This window comes from Stenotrophomonas sp. Steno-Z2, from assembly GCF_056393235.1.
In genome coordinates this window covers 177,083-196,235 of sequence record NZ_JBWJOY010000003.1, presented here as the reverse complement: position 1 = coordinate 196,235, position 19,153 = coordinate 177,083, and the positions used below count along the sequence as shown (strand labels likewise).

At 69.5% G+C, this 19,153-nt stretch carries 16 protein-coding genes; 11 read left to right on the top strand and 5 right to left on the bottom strand.

The window, feature by feature from the left end; genetic code table 11:
• Positions 1 to 11 precede the first annotated feature (11 nt).
• Positions 12 to 3,158, top strand: a complete 3,147-nt coding sequence (gene smeE, locus AC06FP_RS10300; protein ID WP_478075419.1) for a multidrug efflux RND transporter permease subunit SmeE — start codon at positions 12 to 14, stop codon at positions 3,156 to 3,158.
• 101 nt (positions 3,159 to 3,259) lie between these two features.
• Here smeE and AC06FP_RS10295 read toward each other — a convergent pair whose 3' ends face one another.
• Positions 3,260 to 3,511: a hypothetical protein gene (locus AC06FP_RS10295; RefSeq protein ID WP_478075418.1), complete on the bottom strand. Its 252-nt coding sequence runs from the start codon at positions 3,509 to 3,511 to the stop codon at positions 3,260 to 3,262.
• A gap of 191 nt (positions 3,512 to 3,702) precedes the next feature.
• Complete coding sequence (locus AC06FP_RS10290) at positions 3,703 to 4,155, bottom strand: nucleoside deaminase (RefSeq protein ID WP_478075417.1); 453 nt, start codon at positions 4,153 to 4,155, stop codon at positions 3,703 to 3,705.
• A 91-nt stretch (positions 4,156 to 4,246) separates the two neighbouring features.
• On the opposite strand from AC06FP_RS10290, the gene ubiE reads away from it, so the two are divergent.
• Together ubiE and AC06FP_RS10280 are read left to right on the top strand one after the other, a co-directional pair.
• Complete coding sequence (gene ubiE, locus AC06FP_RS10285) at positions 4,247 to 5,011, top strand: bifunctional demethylmenaquinone methyltransferase/2-methoxy-6-polyprenyl-1,4-benzoquinol methylase UbiE (protein ID WP_478075416.1); 765 nt, start codon at positions 4,247 to 4,249, stop codon at positions 5,009 to 5,011.
• Between the two features lie 91 nt (positions 5,012 to 5,102).
• Complete coding sequence (locus AC06FP_RS10280) at positions 5,103 to 7,055, top strand: M1 family metallopeptidase (RefSeq protein ID WP_456118131.1); 1,953 nt, start codon at positions 5,103 to 5,105, stop codon at positions 7,053 to 7,055.
• Between the two features lie 144 nt (positions 7,056 to 7,199).
• Here the strand turns inward: AC06FP_RS10280 and AC06FP_RS10275 are convergent, their stop codons facing one another.
• Both AC06FP_RS10275 and AC06FP_RS10270 read right to left on the bottom strand, forming a co-directional pair.
• The gene (locus AC06FP_RS10275; RefSeq protein WP_478075415.1) at positions 7,200 to 8,489 is read right to left on the bottom strand and encodes an acetamidase/formamidase family protein; all 1,290 of its coding nucleotides are present in this window, start codon (positions 8,487 to 8,489) and stop codon (positions 7,200 to 7,202) included.
• Between the two features lie 190 nt (positions 8,490 to 8,679).
• A complete protein-coding gene (locus AC06FP_RS10270; RefSeq protein WP_478075414.1) occupies positions 8,680 to 9,306 on the bottom strand; it encodes a TetR/AcrR family transcriptional regulator in 627 nt (208 codons plus the stop codon).
• A gap of 91 nt (positions 9,307 to 9,397) precedes the next feature.
• On the opposite strand from AC06FP_RS10270, the gene AC06FP_RS10265 reads away from it, so the two are divergent.
• The 3 genes from AC06FP_RS10265 (at position 9,398) to AC06FP_RS10255 (ending at position 11,611) form a co-directional block, all read left to right on the top strand.
• Positions 9,398 to 10,486, top strand: a complete 1,089-nt coding sequence (locus AC06FP_RS10265) for an MBL fold metallo-hydrolase (protein WP_478075476.1) — start codon at positions 9,398 to 9,400, stop codon at positions 10,484 to 10,486.
• A gap of 101 nt (positions 10,487 to 10,587) precedes the next feature.
• Positions 10,588 to 11,328, top strand: a complete 741-nt coding sequence (locus AC06FP_RS10260; RefSeq protein ID WP_478075413.1) for a hypothetical protein — start codon at positions 10,588 to 10,590, stop codon at positions 11,326 to 11,328.
• A gap of 49 nt (positions 11,329 to 11,377) precedes the next feature.
• The gene (locus tag AC06FP_RS10255; protein WP_478075412.1) at positions 11,378 to 11,611 is read left to right on the top strand and encodes a hypothetical protein; all 234 of its coding nucleotides are present in this window, start codon (positions 11,378 to 11,380) and stop codon (positions 11,609 to 11,611) included.
• Positions 11,612 to 11,731: 120 nt separating this feature from the next.
• Here AC06FP_RS10255 and AC06FP_RS10250 read toward each other — a convergent pair whose 3' ends face one another.
• Positions 11,732 to 12,664, bottom strand: coding sequence for a carbohydrate kinase family protein (locus tag AC06FP_RS10250; RefSeq protein ID WP_478075411.1), 933 nt, complete (start codon positions 12,662 to 12,664; stop codon positions 11,732 to 11,734).
• A gap of 276 nt (positions 12,665 to 12,940) precedes the next feature.
• Here AC06FP_RS10250 and AC06FP_RS10245 point away from each other — a divergent pair, with 276 nt between their 5' ends.
• The 5 genes from AC06FP_RS10245 (at position 12,941) to rodA (ending at position 18,867) form a co-directional block, all read left to right on the top strand.
• Complete coding sequence (locus AC06FP_RS10245) at positions 12,941 to 13,987, top strand: rod shape-determining protein (RefSeq protein ID WP_054662886.1); 1,047 nt, start codon at positions 12,941 to 12,943, stop codon at positions 13,985 to 13,987.
• A gap of 172 nt (positions 13,988 to 14,159) precedes the next feature.
• Positions 14,160 to 15,221 (top strand): rod shape-determining protein MreC, encoded by a 1,062-nt coding sequence (gene mreC, locus AC06FP_RS10240; RefSeq protein ID WP_478075410.1) that lies wholly within the window; start codon positions 14,160 to 14,162, stop codon positions 15,219 to 15,221.
• On the top strand, positions 15,218 to 15,703 hold the full coding sequence (gene mreD, locus AC06FP_RS10235) for a rod shape-determining protein MreD (RefSeq protein WP_456118138.1): 486 nt from the start codon (positions 15,218 to 15,220) through the stop codon (positions 15,701 to 15,703). The genes mreC and mreD overlap by 4 nt, the downstream gene beginning before the upstream one ends.
• A 3-nt stretch (positions 15,704 to 15,706) precedes the next feature.
• Positions 15,707 to 17,758 (top strand): penicillin-binding protein 2, encoded by a 2,052-nt coding sequence (mrdA, locus tag AC06FP_RS10230; protein ID WP_478075409.1) that lies wholly within the window; start codon positions 15,707 to 15,709, stop codon positions 17,756 to 17,758.
• The gene (gene rodA / locus AC06FP_RS10225) at positions 17,755 to 18,867 is read left to right on the top strand and encodes a rod shape-determining protein RodA (protein WP_456118140.1); all 1,113 of its coding nucleotides are present in this window, start codon (positions 17,755 to 17,757) and stop codon (positions 18,865 to 18,867) included. Before mrdA ends, rodA begins: the two co-directional genes overlap by 4 nt.
• Positions 18,868 to 19,153 lie beyond the last annotated feature (286 nt).

Here is a 19,153-nt window from a genome sequence, read left to right as displayed (position 1 = left end):
CGGAGACATCCATGGCTCGCTTCTTCATTGACCGGCCCATCTTCGCGTGGGTCATCGCCATCATCATCATGCTCGCCGGCGCGCTGGCGATGCTCAAGCTGCCGATCTCGATGTACCCGGACGTCGCGCCGCCGGCGGTATCGATCTCGGCCAACTATCCGGGCGCCTCGGCCAAGGTGGTCGAGGACTCGGTGACGCAGATCATCGAGCAGAACATGAAGGGCCTGGACGGGCTGATCTACTTCTCGTCCAACAGCTCCTCCAACGGCCAGGCCAGCATCACCCTGACCTTCGAAAGCGGCACCAACCCGGACATCGCCCAGGTGCAGGTGCAGAACAAGCTGCAGCTGGCCATGCCGCTGCTGCCGCAGGAAGTGCAGCGGCAGGGCATCAACGTCGCCAAGTCCAGCTCGGGCTTCCTCAACGTCGTCGGCTTCGTGTCCGAGGACGGCAGCATGGACGAGCACGACATCTCCGACTACGTCGGCTCCAACGTGCTCGACCCGCTCAGCCGCGTGCCGGGCGTGGGTTCGATCGAGGTGTTCGGCGGCAAGTACGCCATGCGCATCTGGCTGGACCCGAACAAGCTGCAGACCTACCGCGTCTCGGTGGACGAGGTGACCGCGGCGGTGCGCGCGCAGAACGCGCAGGTGGCCGTGGGCCAGCTGGGCGGCGCGCCGGCGGTGAAGGGCCAGCAGCTCAACGCCACCATCAACGCCCAGGACCGCCTGCAGACGCCGCAGCAGTTCCGCGACATCGTGCTGCGCACCGAAGCCGACGGCTCGACGCTGCGGCTGGGCGACGTGGCGCGGGTGGAACTGGGCGCGGAAACCTACGACTTCGTCACCCGCTTCAACGGCAAGCCGGCCTCGGGCCTGGCCGTCACCCTGGCCACCGGCGCCAACGCGCTGGATACCTCCGAAGGCGTGCGCAAGACGCTGGACGAGCTGGCGGCCAACTTCCCGCACGGCCTGAAGGCGGTGATTCCGTACGACACCACGCCGTTCGTGAAGGTGTCGATCAAGGGCGTGGTCGAGACCCTGCTCGAGGCGATCGTGCTGGTGTTCCTGGTGATGTACCTGTTCCTGCAGAACTTCCGCGCCACGCTGATCCCCACGATCGCGGTGCCGGTGGTGCTGCTGGGCACGTTCGGCATCCTCGCCGCGCTGGGTTTCTCGATCAACATGCTGACCATGTTCGCCATGGTGCTGGCGATCGGCCTGCTGGTGGACGACGCCATCGTGGTGGTGGAGAACGTCGAGCGCATCATGTCCGAGGAAGGGCTGTCGCCGCTGGAGGCCACGCGCAAGTCGATGAGCCAGATCACCGGCGCGCTGGTCGGCATCGGCCTGGTGCTGTCGGCGGTGTTCGTGCCGATGGCGTTCATGAGCGGCTCCACCGGCGTGATCTACCGCCAGTTTTCGGCGACCATCGTCTCGGCGATGGCGCTGTCGGTGCTGGTGGCGATCGTGCTGACCCCGGCGCTGTGCGCGACCATGCTCAAGCCGCTGAAGAAGGGCGAGCACCACGTCGCCCACCGCGGCCTGGCCGGCCGCTTCTTCAACGGCTTCAACAACGGCTTCGACCGCACCAGCGCCAGCTACCAGCGCGGCGTGCGCGGCATCCTGGCGCGGCCGTGGCGGTTCATGGCGGTGTTCGCGGCCCTGGCGGTGGCGATGGGCGTGCTGTTCGCGCGCCTGCCCAGCTCGTTCCTGCCCAACGAGGACCAGGGCATCCTGATGGCGCTGGTGCAGGCGCCGGTGGGCGCCACCCAGGAGCGTACGCTGGAGTCGATCTACAGGCTGGAGGAGCACTTCCTGCAGAACGAGAAGGACGCCGTGGAATCGGTGTTCTCGGTGCAGGGCTTCAGCTTCTCCGGCATGGGCCAGAACTCGGGCATGGCCTTCGTCAAGCTCAAGGACTGGGACGAACGCACGGCCGACCAGGGCGTGGGGCCGATCACCGAGCGCGCCAAGGCCGCGCTGTGGCAGATCAAGGACGCCTTCATCTTCGCCTTCCCGCCGCCGGCGATGCCGGAGCTGGGCACCGCCTCGGGCTACACCTTCTTCCTGAAGGACAACACCGGGCAGGGCCACGAGGCGCTGGTCAACGCGCGCAACCAGCTGCTGGGCATGGCGGGCAAGAGCGACAAGCTGGCCAACGTCCGCCCCAACGGCCTGGACGACACCCCGCAGCTGCGCCTGGACATCGACGTGGCCAAGGCCGGCGCGCACGGGCTGTCGCTGGACGCGATCAACAGCACCCTGGCCACCGCCTGGGGTTCGAGCTACGTCGACGATTTCATCGACCGCGGCCGGGTCAAGCGCGTCTACATGCAGGCCGACGACAGCTTCCGCATGAACCCGGAAGACTTCAACCTGTGGACGGTGAAGAACAACGCCGGGCAGATGGTGCCGTTCTCGGCCTTCGCCAGCCAGCGCTGGGACTACGGTTCGCCGCGCCTGGAGCGCTACAACGGCGTCTCCGCGCTGGAAATCCAGGGCGAAGCCGCGCCGGGCGTGGCCTCGGGCGATGCGATGCTGGAAGTGGAGAAGCTGGCCAGCCAGCTGCCGCCGGGCTTCAGCATCGAATGGACCGCGGTGTCCTACCAGGAACGCGAGGCCGGTGCGCAGACCCCGCTGCTGTACACGCTGTCGCTGCTGATCGTGTTCCTGTGCCTGGCCGCGCTGTACGAAAGCTGGAGCGTGCCGACCGCGGTGCTGATGGTGGCGCCGCTGGGCATCCTCGGCGCGGTGCTGGCCAACACCTTCCGCGGCATGGAGCGCGACGTCTACTTCCAGGTGGCGATGCTGACCACGGTGGGCCTGACCTCGAAGAACGCGATCCTGATCGTCGAGTTCGCCAAGGAGAACCTGGAGAAGGGTGCGGGCGTGATCGAGGCGACGATGCATGCGGTACGCGACCGCCTGCGCCCGATCGTGATGACCTCGCTGGCGTTCGGCCTGGGCGTGCTGCCGCTGGCCATCGCTTCGGGCGCCGGTTCGGGCGCGCAGCGGGCCATCGGTACCGGCGTGCTGGGCGGCATGATCGCCGGCACCCTGCTGGGCCTGTTCTTCATCCCGCTGTTCTTCGTGGTGGTGCAGCGCCTGTTCAACCGCCGGCGCCTGGCCGGCGACGGGCAACCACCGCAGGCCTGATGCCCTTGATCCGGGTGCCGGCGCCGCGCCGGCGGCACCCGCGCTGAAACGATGACGCCGGGGCATGCCCCGGCGTCGTCGTTTCGTTTCACGGCATCGGCTCAGTTGCGATGGAGGGGGTCATCCAGCAGCTGCGCTTCCTCCACCGCGCCCAGCCGCTGCGCGAAGGCGGCCATGCGGTTGCACAGTTCGGCGCGGTGGTCGGGGAATTCGTCGGCCAGTTCGTTCTGGATCTGCTGGTAGGCGTCCCAGAAGGCGGCCGAGCGGTGGTGGCGGGCATAGTGGGCGCGCAGCCGTTCGCCGGCCTGGCGCAGCGATTGCCGATGGCGTCCATGTACGGGCGGAATATGCATCGCGTCACCTCGATGGCAGTGTCCCCCTGCACGGCCGAGCATAGCCCGTATCGATGACAGGCAGGTGGCAGGCGCACGATTGCCGCCTGCCGGGTGTGCGCTGCGTCACATCCGGCGCCGTTCCGGCGGCGCGTCGAGAGCGACGGCCTATGGCGGAGGGGCGCCGCAGCAGGTTCGGCGCCGGCGCGCGCCTATTCGCCGATGTCCTCGTTCCACAGCTCGGGGTTGGCGGCGATGAACTCGCGCATCATGCCGATGCAGCGCTCGTCGGCGAGGTCGATCACCTTGACCCCGTTGTCGCGCAGCCAGTCGATGCCGCCGGCGAAGGTCACCGATTCGCCGACCACCACGGTGCCGATGTTGAACTGGCGCACCAGCCCGGAGCAGTACCAGCACGGCGCCAGGGTGGTGACCATGACGGTGTCGCGGTAGCCGCGCTGGCGGCCGGCCTTGCGGAAGGCGTCGGTTTCGCCGTGGATCGAGGGGTCGCCTTCCTGCACGCGGCGGTTGTGGCCGCAGCCGAGCAGGCGGCCGTCGTTGTGGTACAGCGCCGCGCCGATCGGGATGCCGCCCTCGGCCAGGCCCTGGCGGGCCTCGGCGATGGCGGTGTCGAGCAGGGCGCGGTAGTCGGGCGTGGCGATCATGGGGCGGGCATCCGTCGGGTGGCCGGCCATGATAGCGGCCCGTTCCCGGGCGCCGCCGCGCCGCCGGCGCGGGAGTGCGATAATCGGCCGCATGAGCGAATCCCCCTACAAGAGCGGCACCACCCACTTCGGCTTCCGCGACGTGCCGGCCAGGGACAAGCAGAAGCTTGTCGGCCAGGTATTCACGTCGGTGGCCGACAACTACGACCTGATGAACGACCTGATGAGCCTGGGCATCCATCGGTTGTGGAAGCGCTACTTCGTGGCCACCGCGCAGGTGAAGCCGGGCGACCGCGTGCTCGACCTGGCCGGCGGCACCGGCGACATCGCGGTGCTGCTCAAGGAGCGGCTGGGCGCGGAGGGCAGCGTGGTGCTGGGCGACATCAACGCCGGCATGCTGTCGGTGGGCCGCGACCGCCTGACCAACCGCGGCCACGTGTCCGGCTTCGAGTGGGTGCAGCTCAACGCCGAGGCGCTGCCGTTCCCGGACCAGAGCTTCGACCTGGTGACCATTTCCTTCGGCCTGCGCAACGTCACCGACAAGGACGCCGCGCTGCGCGAGATGTACCGCGTGCTCAAGGTCGGCGGCCAGGCGCGCGTGCTGGAGTTCTCCGAGGTCACCGCCGACTGGTTCAAGCCGATCTACGACTTCCACTCGTTCAAGGTGCTGCCGACGCTGGGCAGGCTGTTCGCGCGCGGCGACGCCGGCAGCTACCAGTACCTGGCCGAGAGCATCCGCAAGCATCCGCCGCAGGAAGAGCTCAAGGCGATGATGGGCGAGGCCGGCTTCGCCCGCTGCCACTACAAGAACCTCAGCGCCGGCATCGTCGCCATCCATTCCGGCTACAAGATCTAGGCCGAAGGCGCGGGACGGCGGTCGCCGGTTCCCGCGGTCCTTCCCTCACCCCGTGTTCCTCTCCACCGTTTTCCGCCGCAAAGGTAATCCCATGCGTTCACCCTTCCTGATGCTGCCCCTGGCCGTCGCGCTCGTCGCCGGCTGCGCCAAGGACCCCGCCGCTCCCGTTGCCGATCCCGTCGCCGAGAAGCCCGCCGCCGCCGTGAACACCATCAGCCGCAGCCATGACGAAAGCTCCTACGCCGAACCGGACAAGGTCGTCGTCAAGGACCTGGCGCTGGACCTGAACGTCGATTTCGACCAGAAGCAGATCGGCGGCACCGCCACCTACGCGCTGGAGTGGAAGGACAAGGACGCCAGGCAGCTGGTGCTGGACACCCGCGAACTGAGCATCGCCAAGGTCGAGGCGCTGGCCGCCGACGGCGCCGCCACGCCGCTGCAGTTCGAGCTGGCGCCGGCGGACAAGGTGTTCGGCAGCAAGCTGACCATCCAGGCGCCGGACCAGCCGGCCAGCGTGCGCATCACCTACCACACCGCGCCGACCGCCTCGGGCCTGCAGTGGCTGGAGCCGTCGATGACCGAGGGCAAGAAGCTGCCCTTCATGTTCAGCCAGTCGCAGGCCATCCACGCCCGTTCGTGGGTGCCGCTGCAGGACACCCCGAGCGTGCGCTTCACCTACAGCGCGCACGTCACCAGCCGCCCGGACGTGATGGTGCTGATGAGCGCCGACAACGACCCGAAGGCCGCGCGCGACGGCGACTACAGCTTCAAGATGCCGCAGCCGATCCCGTCCTACCTGCTGGCCATCGCCGCCGGCGACCTGGTGTTCGAGCCGATCTCGCCGCGTTCGGGCGTGTGGGCCGAGCCGGCCATGGTCAACAAGGCCGCCAGGGAGTTCGAGGACACCGAGAAGATGATCGGCGCCGCCGAGAAGCTCTACGGCGAATACCGCTGGGGCCGCTACGACATGCTGGTGCTGCCGCCGTCGTTCCCGTTCGGCGGCATGGAGAACCCGCGCCTGACCTTCGCCACCCCGACCGTGATCGTCGGCGACAAATCGCTGGTCTCGCTGGTCGCCCATGAGCTGGCGCACAGCTGGTCGGGCAACCTGGTGACCAACGCCAGCTGGAAGGACATCTGGCTCAACGAGGGCTTCACCACCTACGTGCAGGCGCGCATCACCGAGGCGCTGTACGGCCAGGAAGCGGCCGAGATGGAGCGCGAGATCGACCAGACCGACCTGCTCAACGAAGTGAAGGACATGAGCCCGGCCGACCAGGCGCTGGCGCTGCCGCCGCTGACCGAGCGCGACCCGGACGAGGCGCTGAGCAATGTCGCCTACGTCAAGGGCGCGTGGTTCCTGCAGTTCCTGGAGCAGCGCTTCGGCCGCGAGGTGTTCGATCCGTTCCTGCGCGGCTGGTTCGACGACCACGCCTTCCAGAGCGCCAACACCGACCAGTTCGTCGAGTACCTGAAGAAGAACCTGCTGCCGAAGAACCCGACCGCGGTGACCGAGGCCGAGCTGCACGCATGGCTGGACGAGCCGGGCATTCCCTCGTTCGCGCCGAAGGCCCGTTCGCGCGGCTTCGCCGTGGTCGATACCGCGCGCATCGCCTGGCTGGGCAGCGAGCAGCTGCCGAGCAACCAGGTGACCGGGCAGTGGACCACCCAGGAGTGGGTGCGCTTCATCGACGGCCTCGGCGCGACCGTGCCGGTGGCCAGGCTGGAGCAGCTGGACAAGGCCTACCACTTCACCGGCACGCCGAACGGCGAGATCGCCATGCGCTGGTACCCGCTGGCCATCCGCAGCGGCTACACCCAGGCCCAGCCGGCCGCCGGCGAGTTCATCCAGAAGGTCGGCCGCCGCAAGCTGATCCTGCCGATCTATGCCGAGCTGCTGAAGACCCCGGAAGGCCTGGCCTTCGCCAAGGACGTGTTCGCCAGGGCAAAGCCGGGCTACCACCCGATCACCACCGCCTCGGTGGCCGACATGATCGCCAAGGCCGAAGCCGCGCCGAAGCAGGACGCCGCGCCGAAGCCGTAACCGGCCCGGGCGTGCATCAAGGCAAACGGCGAGCTTCGGCTCGCCGTTTGTTTTTCAGTTCCTGCGGCTGGCAAGGACTCCGTGGCCCGGGGGCGCCGTGCCTGCCCGGTTATGTATGCCGGCGTTCGACTCCGGTCATGGCGCTCAGCCGCCCGCCGTGCCCGCGGCAGCCGGCAGATCCTTCAGTACCGATTTGTCGATCTTCGCCGCCACGCCAACGCTGCGGCCGGCAAGGTTGACCACGCTGTACTGCACCGCCACGCCCAGTACCTGGGTGGCCTGCGCCATATCCAGGCCATAGGACTGGCGCAGCCACTGCAGCATCCCCGATGTCGCCAGGCGCAGCGCATCGTCGCTGGAGCCGGCCTGTCCCAGGGTCATGATCTGGGTGGGTGATTCCACCCGCGGCGTGACGATGGTGTGCCGCTTGATCAGCTCGACCTTGAACACCACGTCCAGCGAGGTTTCCAGCGCCCATTGGCTGGTTTCACCATCGCCCTGCAGGGCGTGCCCATCGCCCAGGTAGAGCAGCGCGCCGGGCTGCTGCACCTGCAGGTAGACCGTATTGCCCTGGACCACGGCGTTGAAATCCATGTTGCCGCCGAAGTCGCTGGTGTCGCCGGTGGAGAACGGTGGGTAGCCAAAGCCGGGTGCAACGGCGAGGCCGCCGAGCATCGGCTTGACCGGGATCTCGAAGTTCTTCATGGCGCCCTCGGCGCCTTGCGGGCGTGCCATGCCGCGCACGCGGTCCAGTTCCCAGCGGACCGGCTTGCCCAGCGTCGCGGTCTCGGTGGCGATGCGCGGCGTCTTCAGGCGGCCGACGATGCCGTCGAGGCTGTCGGCGTAGTCGCGGTTGAGCTTGAGCGAGCTGAGGGTGATCGCCAGGGTGTCGCCGGGCTCGGCACCGGCGACGAAGAAGGGGCCGACCTGCGGGTTGCCGAACAGGGCGCGGGTGATGCCGTTCTCGTCGACGCCACCGGAATCCAGGGTCCTGGTCTGCACCGAATCGCCGGGCCAGACCACCAGCACCGGGGCGCGGTCGGCGCTGAAGGTGTTGGAGTAATCGCCTGGCGTAAAGCGGTGCAGGCGCGGTGCGTTGTCCGGCCGTGCCGGCACCCGCCAGGCGCTGAAATCATGCGCGGCACGCACGCTGCGGTTGTTGGTGTCCGGCTCATCGCTGCGGCCCTGCATGCGGCCGCCATCGATGCGGCCTTCGTAGTGATGGACCTGCCCGTCGCTGCCGGTCGCGGTGAACTTCAGCTGCGCGCCGTCCACGCTGCCGGTAATCGGATCGCCGCCCAGTGTTCCGCTGACACGCGTGCCTTGCACGTCCAGATTCAAGGTCCGCCTGGCGGTATTTCCCCATAGATCGGTGGCCAGGATCCATTGGTCGGCGGCCAGGGTGGTGAGCGGGAAGGCGGATGACAACAGCAAGGGCAATTTCAGTGAAGCGCGCATGTTGCCTGTGTCCGCGAAAGGCCCGGTGGGCGTGTTTGCGGAATGTACGAAGGGACGGTGTCGCCCTCGCAGTGTCAAACGTAACGACACGTGTCGTCAGCCCGGCCGCCGTAAAGCCGGCCAAGGATTCCCGCGGCAGGCTGCCGATGCCGGTCCCGCGCTGCGCTCAGGGCCTGGGTGCGCGTACCGCCAGGAACATGTCCACGCAGTCGTGCATCACCCGCTGTTGCGCGGCGGCGTCCAGTGGCGCGGCGCCCATCGTGATCTGCGGCCAGAACGCGAACGCCTTGACCATGCCCTGCAGCTGGTGGGCGGCCTCGGCCGGGGCGAGGTCATCGCGCAGGCGGCCGTCGGCCTGCGCCGCGCGGATCCAGCTGGTCAGGCCTTCTTCCTTCTCGGCCAGCCTGTCCATCATCACCCGTGCCCGCTCCGGTGCATGCACCAGTTCGGCGATGGCCACCCGCGACAGGTCGATGAAGCTGGCGTCGCTGAGCAGGCGCAGTTTCCGCGCGACGAAGGCCAGCAGCTGCTCGCGCAGCGGCCGCGCCGGGTCGTAGCCGGGTACGTCCAGCGACCGACTGGCGTCCCACAGCTGCCAGAGGATGGCGGCGAACAGCTCGTCCTTGCTGGCGAAATGGTTGTAGACCGTGCGCTTGGAGACTTCGGCGGTGGCGGCGATGCGGTCCATGCTGGTGCCGGCGAAGCCGAACTCGCGGAACTCGGCGACCGCGGCGCGGAGGATCGCCTCGCGCTTGCGGTCGGTCAGTCGGGTGGGGCGGCCGGATGCGTTCATGCGGCGATTTTACACCGTTCAGTTTACTTTTCTGGAGATGGAAGTAGACTCGCCGGTGTACTTTTCAGGGTGGCCCCCGATGAAGCGTCGCCTGCCCCGCCTCCTCCTCCTGCTGACGGTATTGATCGCCATGTCCATCGGATTGCTGACCTGCGGTGCCCATCCGGCCGCCGCTTACGACCAGTCGCCGCAATACGGCGAGGGGCGTTTCCACAACGCCGCCACCACCAGGGTGTCGACGGGCTTTTCGGGTACCGTCCGCGCGCTGTGGCGGCTGCTGTTCGACAAGCCGGCGGACGCCAGCCCGCTGGCGCCGGTCCCGGTACGGCCGCTGAGCCGGCAGGGGCTGCTGGAGGCGCCGGACGACAGCCTGTGGCGGCTCGGGCATTCGACCATGCTGCTCAAGCTGGACGGACATTTCTGGCTGACCGACCCGGTGTTCTCCGAGCGCGCCTCGCCGATGTCGTTCATGGGGCCGCGGCGCTTCCATGCGCCGCCGCTGTCCATCGAGGAACTGCCGGAGATCACCGGCGTGATCATTTCCCATGACCATTACGACCACCTCGACCATGCCGCGGTGCTGGCGCTGGCGCCGAAGGTGCGGCACTTCGTCACCGCGCTGGGCGTGGGCGACCGCCTGGCTGCCTGGGGCGTGCCCGCGGCCAGGATCGAGCAGCTGGACTGGTGGCAGGAAACGCAGGTGGAAGGGCTGAAGATCGTCGCCACCCCGGCCCAGCACTTCTCCGGCCGCGGCCTGTCCGACGGCAACCGCACGCTGTGGGCCTCGTGGGTGATCGATACCGGCCGCACGCGGCTCTTCTTCAGCGGCGACAGCGGCTATTTCGACGGCTTCGCCCGCATCGGCGAGCGTTACGGCCCGTTCGACCTGAGCATGGTCGAGACCGGCGCCTACGATGCCGGCTGGCCCGACGTGCACATGCAGCCGGAACAGAGCCTGCAGGCGCACCTGGACGTGCGCGGCAAGGTGATGATGCCGATCCACAACGGCACCTTCGACCTGGCCCTGCATCCGTGGACCGAGCCGTTCGAGCGGATCGTCGCGCTGGCGCGGCAGCGCGAGGTGGCGCTGGCCACGCCGGAGATGGGCGAGCGGCTGGATATCCGCGCGCCGGCGCCGTCCACGCCCTGGTGGCGCGAGGGGCAGCCGGCGGGCAGGTAGGCGCACGCGCGGCTCCGCGGAAATGACGGGGCGCCGCGCGGATGTTTAAAGTGGACGCCATCGCGCGGCCTCGCCGCGCCACGTCCACGCGGAGCAGCCCGATGAAACCCTTGATCCTTGGCGCCCTGTGCGTCGTCGCCCTGGCCGCCTGCGGCAACCCGGAGGCCGAGCGCCAGCAGCAGGAGGCCGCCGCGGCGCAGGAGCGCGCCAGACGCGAAGCCGATGCCGAGGGCATCGCCAGGCTTTACGACGCGGCGGTGACCGCCACCGAATGGGAGAAGGCGCGCGTCCACGGCGCCGCGCTGCTCGACCAGTTCCCGGATTCGGAGGCCGCCCGCCGCATCGAGCCGGGCTTTGCCGAAGTGAAGGAAAAGGCCGAGGCCGCGCGCGAGTTGCGCCGCATGCAGGGCCTGTGGAGCTACAACCAGGTGTCGGTCGGCAGCAAGGGCGTGCAGCGCTCGGCGATGATCCAGGGCAAGGAGCGGGTCGATGTCGACGGCAGCGGCCCCAAGGTGGTGCAACTGGTGTTCCGCGACCATCCCGAGTGGAAGCGCCACGCCTACCTGGTGCTGCAGACCAGCGATTTCGCCAAGGCCTGCTACGCCAGCTGCCAGGTCACGGTGACCGTGGACGACGAGGCGCCGCGGCGCATGGCCGCGTACCGCCCGGACACCGACGAGGCCATCGCCATGTTCATCACCGACAACCGCGGCCTGTGGCGGCTGGCGCGCAAGGCCAAGGTCGTGCGCATCGAATTCCCGGTGAAGGCCGGCGGCACCCGCACCGCGGTGTTCGAGACCGGCGGCCTGGACGGCAGCCAGATGCCCGCCGGCTGGGATTGAGCCGGCCCACCATGGGCACGAGGGCGGCGCAGGGGGCGCGAGGGCACGCATGGGCGTGGTGATCGCGGTCGTGGTCAGCGTGCTGGCCCTGGCCCTGCATGCGGTGCTGTACCTGGTGTTCCGGCGCTGGATGGATCGCGACCTGGCGCTGTCCCTGGCCGGCGACGACGAGGGCAAGCGCGCGTACATGCTCGACTGCCTGCGGCGGGCGAAGGGCGAAGGCGTGCGCAGGCGCGCGCTGCAGGCCTGGCTGGAGCGCGAGGCCGCCCGCTACGGCCCGTAGCTGCGGGGCAAGCCCCGCATGGGGCCCATGCCGGTACGGCGTGGGCCGGGCATGCCCGGCACCCACGACGAAAAACGGCGCCTTCCGGCGCCGTTTCCGCAGGCATCCCGGCCCGCGCGATCAGAGCGCGTAGCCGAACTGCTGCTTGAACTGCTCGTTGAACTCGTCGAAGTCGAAGCGCTGGTTCTGCGTGCCCGGGTGTTCCACCTTCAGCGCGCCCATCAGGTTGCCCATGCGGCCGATGGTCAGCCAGTCGTAGCCCTTCTGGATGCCGAAGATCAGGCCGGCGCGGAACGCGTCGCCGCAACCGGTCGGGTCGACCACGCGGCGCTCGTGCGCCGGTGGGATGTCGTAGCTCTTTTCCGGGGTGTGGATCACCGCGCCCTTGGGGCCGCGGGTGGTGATGTAGGCCTCGACCCGGCCGACGATCTCCGTCTCGTTCCAGCCGGTGCGCTCCTGCAGCAGGTTGGACTCGTAGTCGTTGACCACCACGTAGTCGGCCTGTTCGATGAAGGTGCGCAGTTCCGGGCCGTTGAACAGCGGCATGGCCTGGCCCGGGTCGAAGATGAACGGCACGCCCATCTCCTTGAATTCGATGGCGTTCTGGATCATGCCCTCGCGCCCGTCGGGGCCGACCAGGCCCAAGGTCACGCCCGGCACGTCCTTCACGTGGTTCTCGTAGGACCGCATCATCGCGCCCGGGTGGAAGGCGGTGATCTGGTTGTTGTCGTGGTCGGTGGTGATGAACGCCTGCGGGGTGAACAGCTCCTCGATCACGCGCACGCGGCTCAGGTCGATGCCCAGCGCATCGAAATGCTCGCGGTACGGGCCGAAGTCCGAACCCACCGTGCCCATCGGGATCGGCTCGCCGCCCAGCAGGTGCAGGTTGTAGGCGATGTTGCCGGCGCAGCCGCCGAACTCGCGGCGCATGCGCGGCACCAGGAAGGACACGTTCAGGATGTGCACCTTGTCCGGCAGGATGTGGTTCTTGAACTGGTCCGGGAACACCATGATGGTGTCGAAGGCAAGGGAACCACAGATCAGAGCGGACATCGCGAACGGGCCTATACGGGTAAAGGGAAACCGCCGCCATGCGGGCGCAGGCGGGGCGGCGCGGACGCGCGCCAAAGTGCATAAGGGTACCGGCTGCGGCGGCGCGCGGCCACAACCACGTAGCGCCGGCGCCCGCCCGCCGTGCCCCTGAAACCCGTTGCGGGCATGGATTTTCCTTGCCCGTGCCGGGGTGGGTTGATAGGCTAGCCAACCCTCGTTTTCTGCCCATTTTTTCGCCATCCGGCGTGGGCGCGCGCCCTCAGGATCACTCCCCAGATGTTCAAGAAGCTCCGCGGCATGTTCTCCAATGACCTGTCCATCGACCTGGGCACGGCCAACACCCTCATCTACGTGCGCGGGCAGGGGATCGTGCTGAACGAGCCGTCGGTCGTGGCCGTGCGCCAGGACCGCGCCATCGGTGGCACCCGCTCGGTGGCCGCCGTCGGCGCCGAAGCCAAGCAGATGCTCGGCCGTACCCCGGGCCACATCACCACCATCCGCCCGATGAAGGACGGCGTCATCGCCGACTTCACCTACACCGAGGCGATGCTCAAGCACTTCATCAAGAAGGTGCACAAGTCGCGCGTGCTGCGCCCGAGCCCGCGCGTGCTGGTGTGCGTGCCGGCCGGCTCGACCCAGGTCGAGCGCCGCGCCATCAAGGAGTCGGCCGAGGAGGCCGGCGCCCGCGACGTGTACCTGATCGAGGAGCCGATGGCCGCGGCCATCGGCGCCGGCATGCCGGTCACCGAAGCCCGCGGCTCGATGGTCATCGACATCGGCGGCGGCACCACCGAAGTGGCGGTGATCTCGCTCAACGGCATCGTCTATTCGGCTTCGGTCCGCATCGGCGGCGACCGCTTCGACGAGTCGATCACCAACTACGTGCGCCGCAACCACGGCATGCTGATCGGCGAGGCCACCGCCGAGCGCATCAAGGTCGAACTGGGCTGCGCCTACCCGCAGGCCGAGGTGCAGGAGATGGAAATCTCCGGCCGCAACCTCGCCGAGGGCGTGCCGAAGATGATCAAGATCAGCTCCAACGAAGTGCTCGAGGCCCTGCACGAGCCGCTGTCCGGCATCGTCTCGGCGGTCAAGCTGGCGCTGGAGCAGACCCCGCCGGAACTGTGCGCCGACGTCGCCGAGCGCGGCATCGTGCTGACCGGCGGCGGCGCCCTGCTGCGCGACCTGGACCGGCTGATCTCCGAGGAAACCGGCCTGCACGTGCAGGTAGCCGACGACCCGCTGACCTGCGTGGCCCGCGGTGGCGGCCGCGCGCTGGAGCTGGTGGACATGCACGGCAACGAGTTCTTTGCGCCGGAGTGAAGCGGGAAGCAGGGAAGGGGGAAACGGGAATGAAGAACCATCGGCTTTCCCGCCCTTTTCCGTTCCTTGATTGCCGTTGTCCCGATCCGCGGTCCGCGTCGCGCCGTGAACGCCGAAGGCGTCGTGCACGCCACTTCCCCTTTCCCATTTCCCCGTTCCCGGTAGTCGCACTGTGCCGCCCTATGCCGGTCCACCCGTAGCCTCCCGCCAGGGCGACGCCAGCAGCACGCTGCGGCTGCTGGCCTACCTGGCGTTGGCGATCACCCTGATCGTGCTGGACGACCAGGGCGGCTGGCTGTCGCGCCTGCGCACCCAGGCCGGCCTGGTGGTGCAGCCGGTGTGGGCGCTGGCCGGCCTGCCCGGGCGCCTGGGCGCCTCGGTGCGCGACAACGCCGCCAGCCACAACCAGCTGGTCGCCGAGAACCGCGAACTGCGCAACCAGCTGCTGCTGGCCAACGCGCGCCTGACCCGCCTGCAGACCGCCGCGCTGGACAACGCCCAGCTGCGCGAACTGCTGAACGTGGCCGAGCGCAGCGGCCTGGACGTGCAGCTGGCGCCGATCCTGGACATCGACCTGGACCCGGTGAAGCAGCGCCTGGTGCTGGACGCCGGCAGCCGCGAGGGCGTGCACATCGGCCAGGCGGTGATCGACGCCGGCGGGCTGATGGGGCAGGTGATCGCGGTGACCCCGCTGCATTCGACCGTGCTGCTGCTGACCGACCCCGACCACGCGGTACCGGTGACGGTGGCGCGCAATGGCGTGCGCCTGATCGCCTATGGCCGCGGCGACCGCCTGGAACTGCGCGACATCCCGCTCAGTGCCGGCGTGGAAGTGGGCGATGAGATCGTCACCTCCGGGCTGGGCGGGCGCTTCCCGGCCGGTTTCCCGGTGGGCAAGATCCTGGAACTGCGGCCGGACGACACCCACGCCTTCCTGGTCGGCGAGCTGGAGCCGGCGGCCAAGCTGGACCGCGGCCGCGACGTGCTGCTGCTGCGCTCGGTGCCGCAGATCCCGCGCATGCCGGTGACCACCGGCCTGGAGCCGCCGGCCGGCGGCGACACCGTGCCCGGCCCGCGTCCGGCGCCGGGCACCGGGGAACAGCCGGGCGCCGCGGCCGATGCGCCGCGCCTGGTTCCGCCGACGCCGGAAAACGCTCCGCCCGCCGCCCATCCGCCTTCCCCCCGGCCCCCGGCCTCCGGCCGCCGGCCCCAACCCCAGGAGACCCGGCCATGAGCCGCCTGCGCAGCCGCGGCTGGGTATTGCCGGCCAGCCTCGCGCTGGCCCTGCTGCTGGGCCTGGTGCCGCTGCCGGAACTGCTGCAGCCGATCCGCCCGTACTGGCTGGCGCTGGTGCTGGGCTACTGGGTGATCGAAACCCCGGAGCGGGTCGGGCTGGGCTTCGCCTTCTGCATCGGCGTGCTGGCCGACCTGCTGTACGGCGGCATCCTCGGCGAGCAGGCGCTGCGGCTGGTGGTGTTCGCCTTCATCCTGCAGCGCTTCCGCGCCCGCATCCGCTTCTTCCCACTGTCGCAGCAGGCGCTGGCGATCGGCGGCCTGCTGCTCAACGACCGCATCATCAGCGCCGCCGTGCACCTGTTCACCGCCGAGCCGCTGCTGCCGTGGAGCTACTGGTGGGCGCCGCTGCCGGGCATGCTGCTGTGGCTGCCGGTCTATGTGCTGCTGGATGCCGCACGGCTGGGCAAGCGCGGGCACTGAGCCATGTACGGGCGGCGCCAGCACAAGAACCCGCAGGCCGAGGTCGAGCAGTTCCGGCGCCGCGCGGCGGTCGGTTTCCTCGGCGTGCTGCTCGGGCTCGGCGTGCTGGGCGGCTGGTATTTCAAGCTGCAGGTGCTGGACCACGACATCTACGCCACCCGTTCGGAAGCCAACCGCATCAAGGCGCGGCCGGTGGTGCCCGGGCGCGGGCTGATCTACGACCGCAAGGGCCGGCTGCTGGCCGAGAACGTGCCGGCGTTCCGCCTGGACGTGACCCCCAACAAGGTCGAGGACATGGCCGCCACGCTGGCCGGGCTGCGCACCATCTTCTCGCTCGGCGACGAGGACATCGAGCGCTTCAACCAGTCGCGCAAGGCGCGGCGCAGCTTCATGCCGGTGACGCTCAAGCTGCGCGTGAGCGACGAGGAAATGGCGCGCTTCGCGGTGGACCGCTGGCGCTACCCGGGCGTGGAGCTCGAGCCCTACCTGACCCGCCGCTACCCGTACGGCGACCTGCTCGCGCATGTCATCGGCTACGTCGGCCGGGTCGACGACAAGGACCTGCAGGAGCTGGGCGAGGGCAACGCGGCGCTCACCCATATCGGCAAGTCCGGGCTGGAGCGCTATTACGAGGACCGGCTGCGCGGCAGGATCGGCTACGAGCGGGTCGAGACCAACGTGCAGGGGCGCGCGATCCGCACGCTCGGCCGGGTGCCGGCGCAGTCGGGCGCGGACCTGCGCCTGTCCATCGACGTCGACCTGCAGAAGGCGATGGTGGCCGCGTTCGGCGAGCAGGAAGGTTCGGCGGTGGCGATCGATCCGCGCACCGGCGAGATCCTGGCCATGGTCAGCCTGCCGTCCTACGACCCCAATCTGTTCGTCAACGGCATTTCCCACGCCGACTTCAGGCGGCTCAACGAGAACCCCTCGCGGCCGCAGTTCAACCGCCTGGTGCTGGGCGGCGTGGCCCCCGGCTCCACGGTCAAGCCGTTCCTCGGCCTGGCCGGACTGGACAGCGGCCTGCGCCGGCCCGAGGACAAGATCCTCTCGCGCGGCATGTTCTACCTGCCGGGCGTGAGCCGCGGCTGGGGCGACGCGAACCGCGGCGGCCACGGCTGGACCGACCTGCGCAAGTCGATCTCGCAGTCGGTGAACACCTACTACTACCAGCTCGGCATCGACATGGGCGTGGAGCGCTACGACCAGTACATGGGCGGCCGCTACGGTTTCGGCCAGCCCACCGGCATCGACCTGGCCGGCGAGATCGGCGGCATCCTGCCGTCGCCGGCGGCCAAGGCCAGGCTGCGCAAGGAGCGCTGGTATCCCGGCGACATGGTCAACGCCAGCATCGGCCAGGGCCTGTGGAAGGTGACGCCGCTGCAGCTGGTGCGCGGCGTCGGCGGCCTGGCCTCCGGGCAGCTGCGCACGCCGCACCTGGTGGTCGAGCAGAAAGTGGGCTTCGACCACGACTGGACGCCGCTGCCGCAGCCCGAGCCCCGGCCGATCAGCCCCAACCCCGCCAACCTGCAGGCGGTGCGCGAAGGCATGATGGGCACCATGCAGCCCGGCGGCAGCGGCTGGCGCGTCGCAGCCGGCGCGCCGTACCGGATGGCCGGCAAGACCGGCACCGCGCAGGTGGTCAGCCGCCGCGGTACCGCCGCGGTGAATCCGAAGAGCCTGCCGATGCACCTGCGCCACCGCGCGCTGTTCATCGGCTTCGCCCCGGTTGAGGACCCGCAGATCGCCATCGCGGTCGCGGTCGAGGGCGGCGGCTACGGCGGCGCGGCGGCGGCGCCGATCGCGCGCAAGGTGTTCGACGCCTGGCTGCTGGGCGTGATGCCGGATGAGCAGGGGGCGGAGGCCGGAGGCCAGGGGCCGGGGGAAAAGCCGGCGTCCGCTGGACCCCTGCCTGCGCCGCAACCGGAAAATGCGGCTTCCGCGCCGGAACAGACGCCCGGCCAGCCCGCACCCCAGCCGCCCGCTCCCGCGCCCGATGCCGCTCCAGCCCCGGCCTCCGGCACCCGACCCCCGGCCCCCGGAAGGACACCGCCATGAGGGATTTCCTGCGCTGGCTGCTGGAAATGGCGCAGCGGCTTACCCGCGGCCTGGACTGGCCGCTGCTGCTCGCGCTGGGCGCGCTGATGGCGATGGGCCTGGCGGTGCTGGACAGCGCCGGCGGCAGTGGCCTGGTGATGGCCCAGGGCGCGCGCTTCGGCGTCGGCCTGCTGGCGATGTGGGCGATCGCGCGGGTGCCGGTGCTGCGCATCCGCGCCTGGACGCCGCTGATCTACGCGCTGTCGATGCTGCCGCTGCTGGCGGTGTTCGTGCTGGGCACCGGCAAGTACGGCCGGCAGTGGCTGGACCTGAAGCTGTTCTACCTGCAGCCGGCCGAGCTGCTCAAGGTGAGCATGCCGATGATGGTGGCCTGGTACCTGCACCGCATGCCGCTGCCGCCGCGCATCCCGGTGGTGCTGGTGGCCGGCGTGATCATCGGCATCCCGACCGCGCTGGTGATGCTGCAGCCGGATTTCGGCACCGCCATGCTGATCGCCGCCAGCGGCGCCTTCGTGCTGCTGCTGGCCGGCCTGCCGTGGTGGTGGGTGGGGCTGGGCGTGGGCGGCGTCGCGGCGGCCGCGCCGGTGGCCTGGTTCTGGTTCCTGATGCCCTACCAGAAGGACCGCATCATGATGTTCCTGGACCCGGAGAGCGATGCGCTCGGCGCCGGCTGGAACATCATCCAGTCCAAGATCGCCATCGGTTCGGGCGGGCTGACCGGCAAGGGCTGGGGGCTGGGCTCGCAGTCGCACCTGAATTTCATCCCCGAGCAGACCACCGACTTCGCCTTCTCGGTGCTGAGCGAGGAGTTCGGCTGGATCGGCGTGGCGACCGTGCTGGCGCTCTACCTGTTCGTGGTCGGGCGCTGCCTGTGGATCGCGGTGCAGTCGCGCGACGGCTATTCGCGGCTGGTCGCCGGCGCCACCGGCCTGTCGTTCTTCGTCTACGCGCTGGTCAACGGCGGCATGATCTCCGGCCTGCTGCCGGTGGTGGGCGTGCCGATGCCGCTGATCAGCTACGGCGGCACCGCCGCGGTGTCGCTGCTGGCCGGCTTCGGCCTGGTGATGGCCGCGCGCAGCTACAACCCGGTGCACGGCGGCCACGGCTGACGCCTCGCGACAGATCCGTGGCCGGTGCCTGGAGCCCGCGCACCGTCGCCGCGGTGCATGCGTCCGGGTCGCTGCGCCTCATGTCCGCATGCGGTACGTCCCGCGGCGCAACAGCACATGCGCCGTTCCTGCCTGGGCTGGCGCGTGGCTGCCCGATGCCAATGCATGCTGCCTGCCTTGCCCGGAAGTTCGGCCTGGGGATGGCGGTGCACGCGCATCGTCGGGCCCACTGAAAATGCGACCTCGATCCGGATCGGGTTGATCAGGATCAAACACGGCGTTTAAC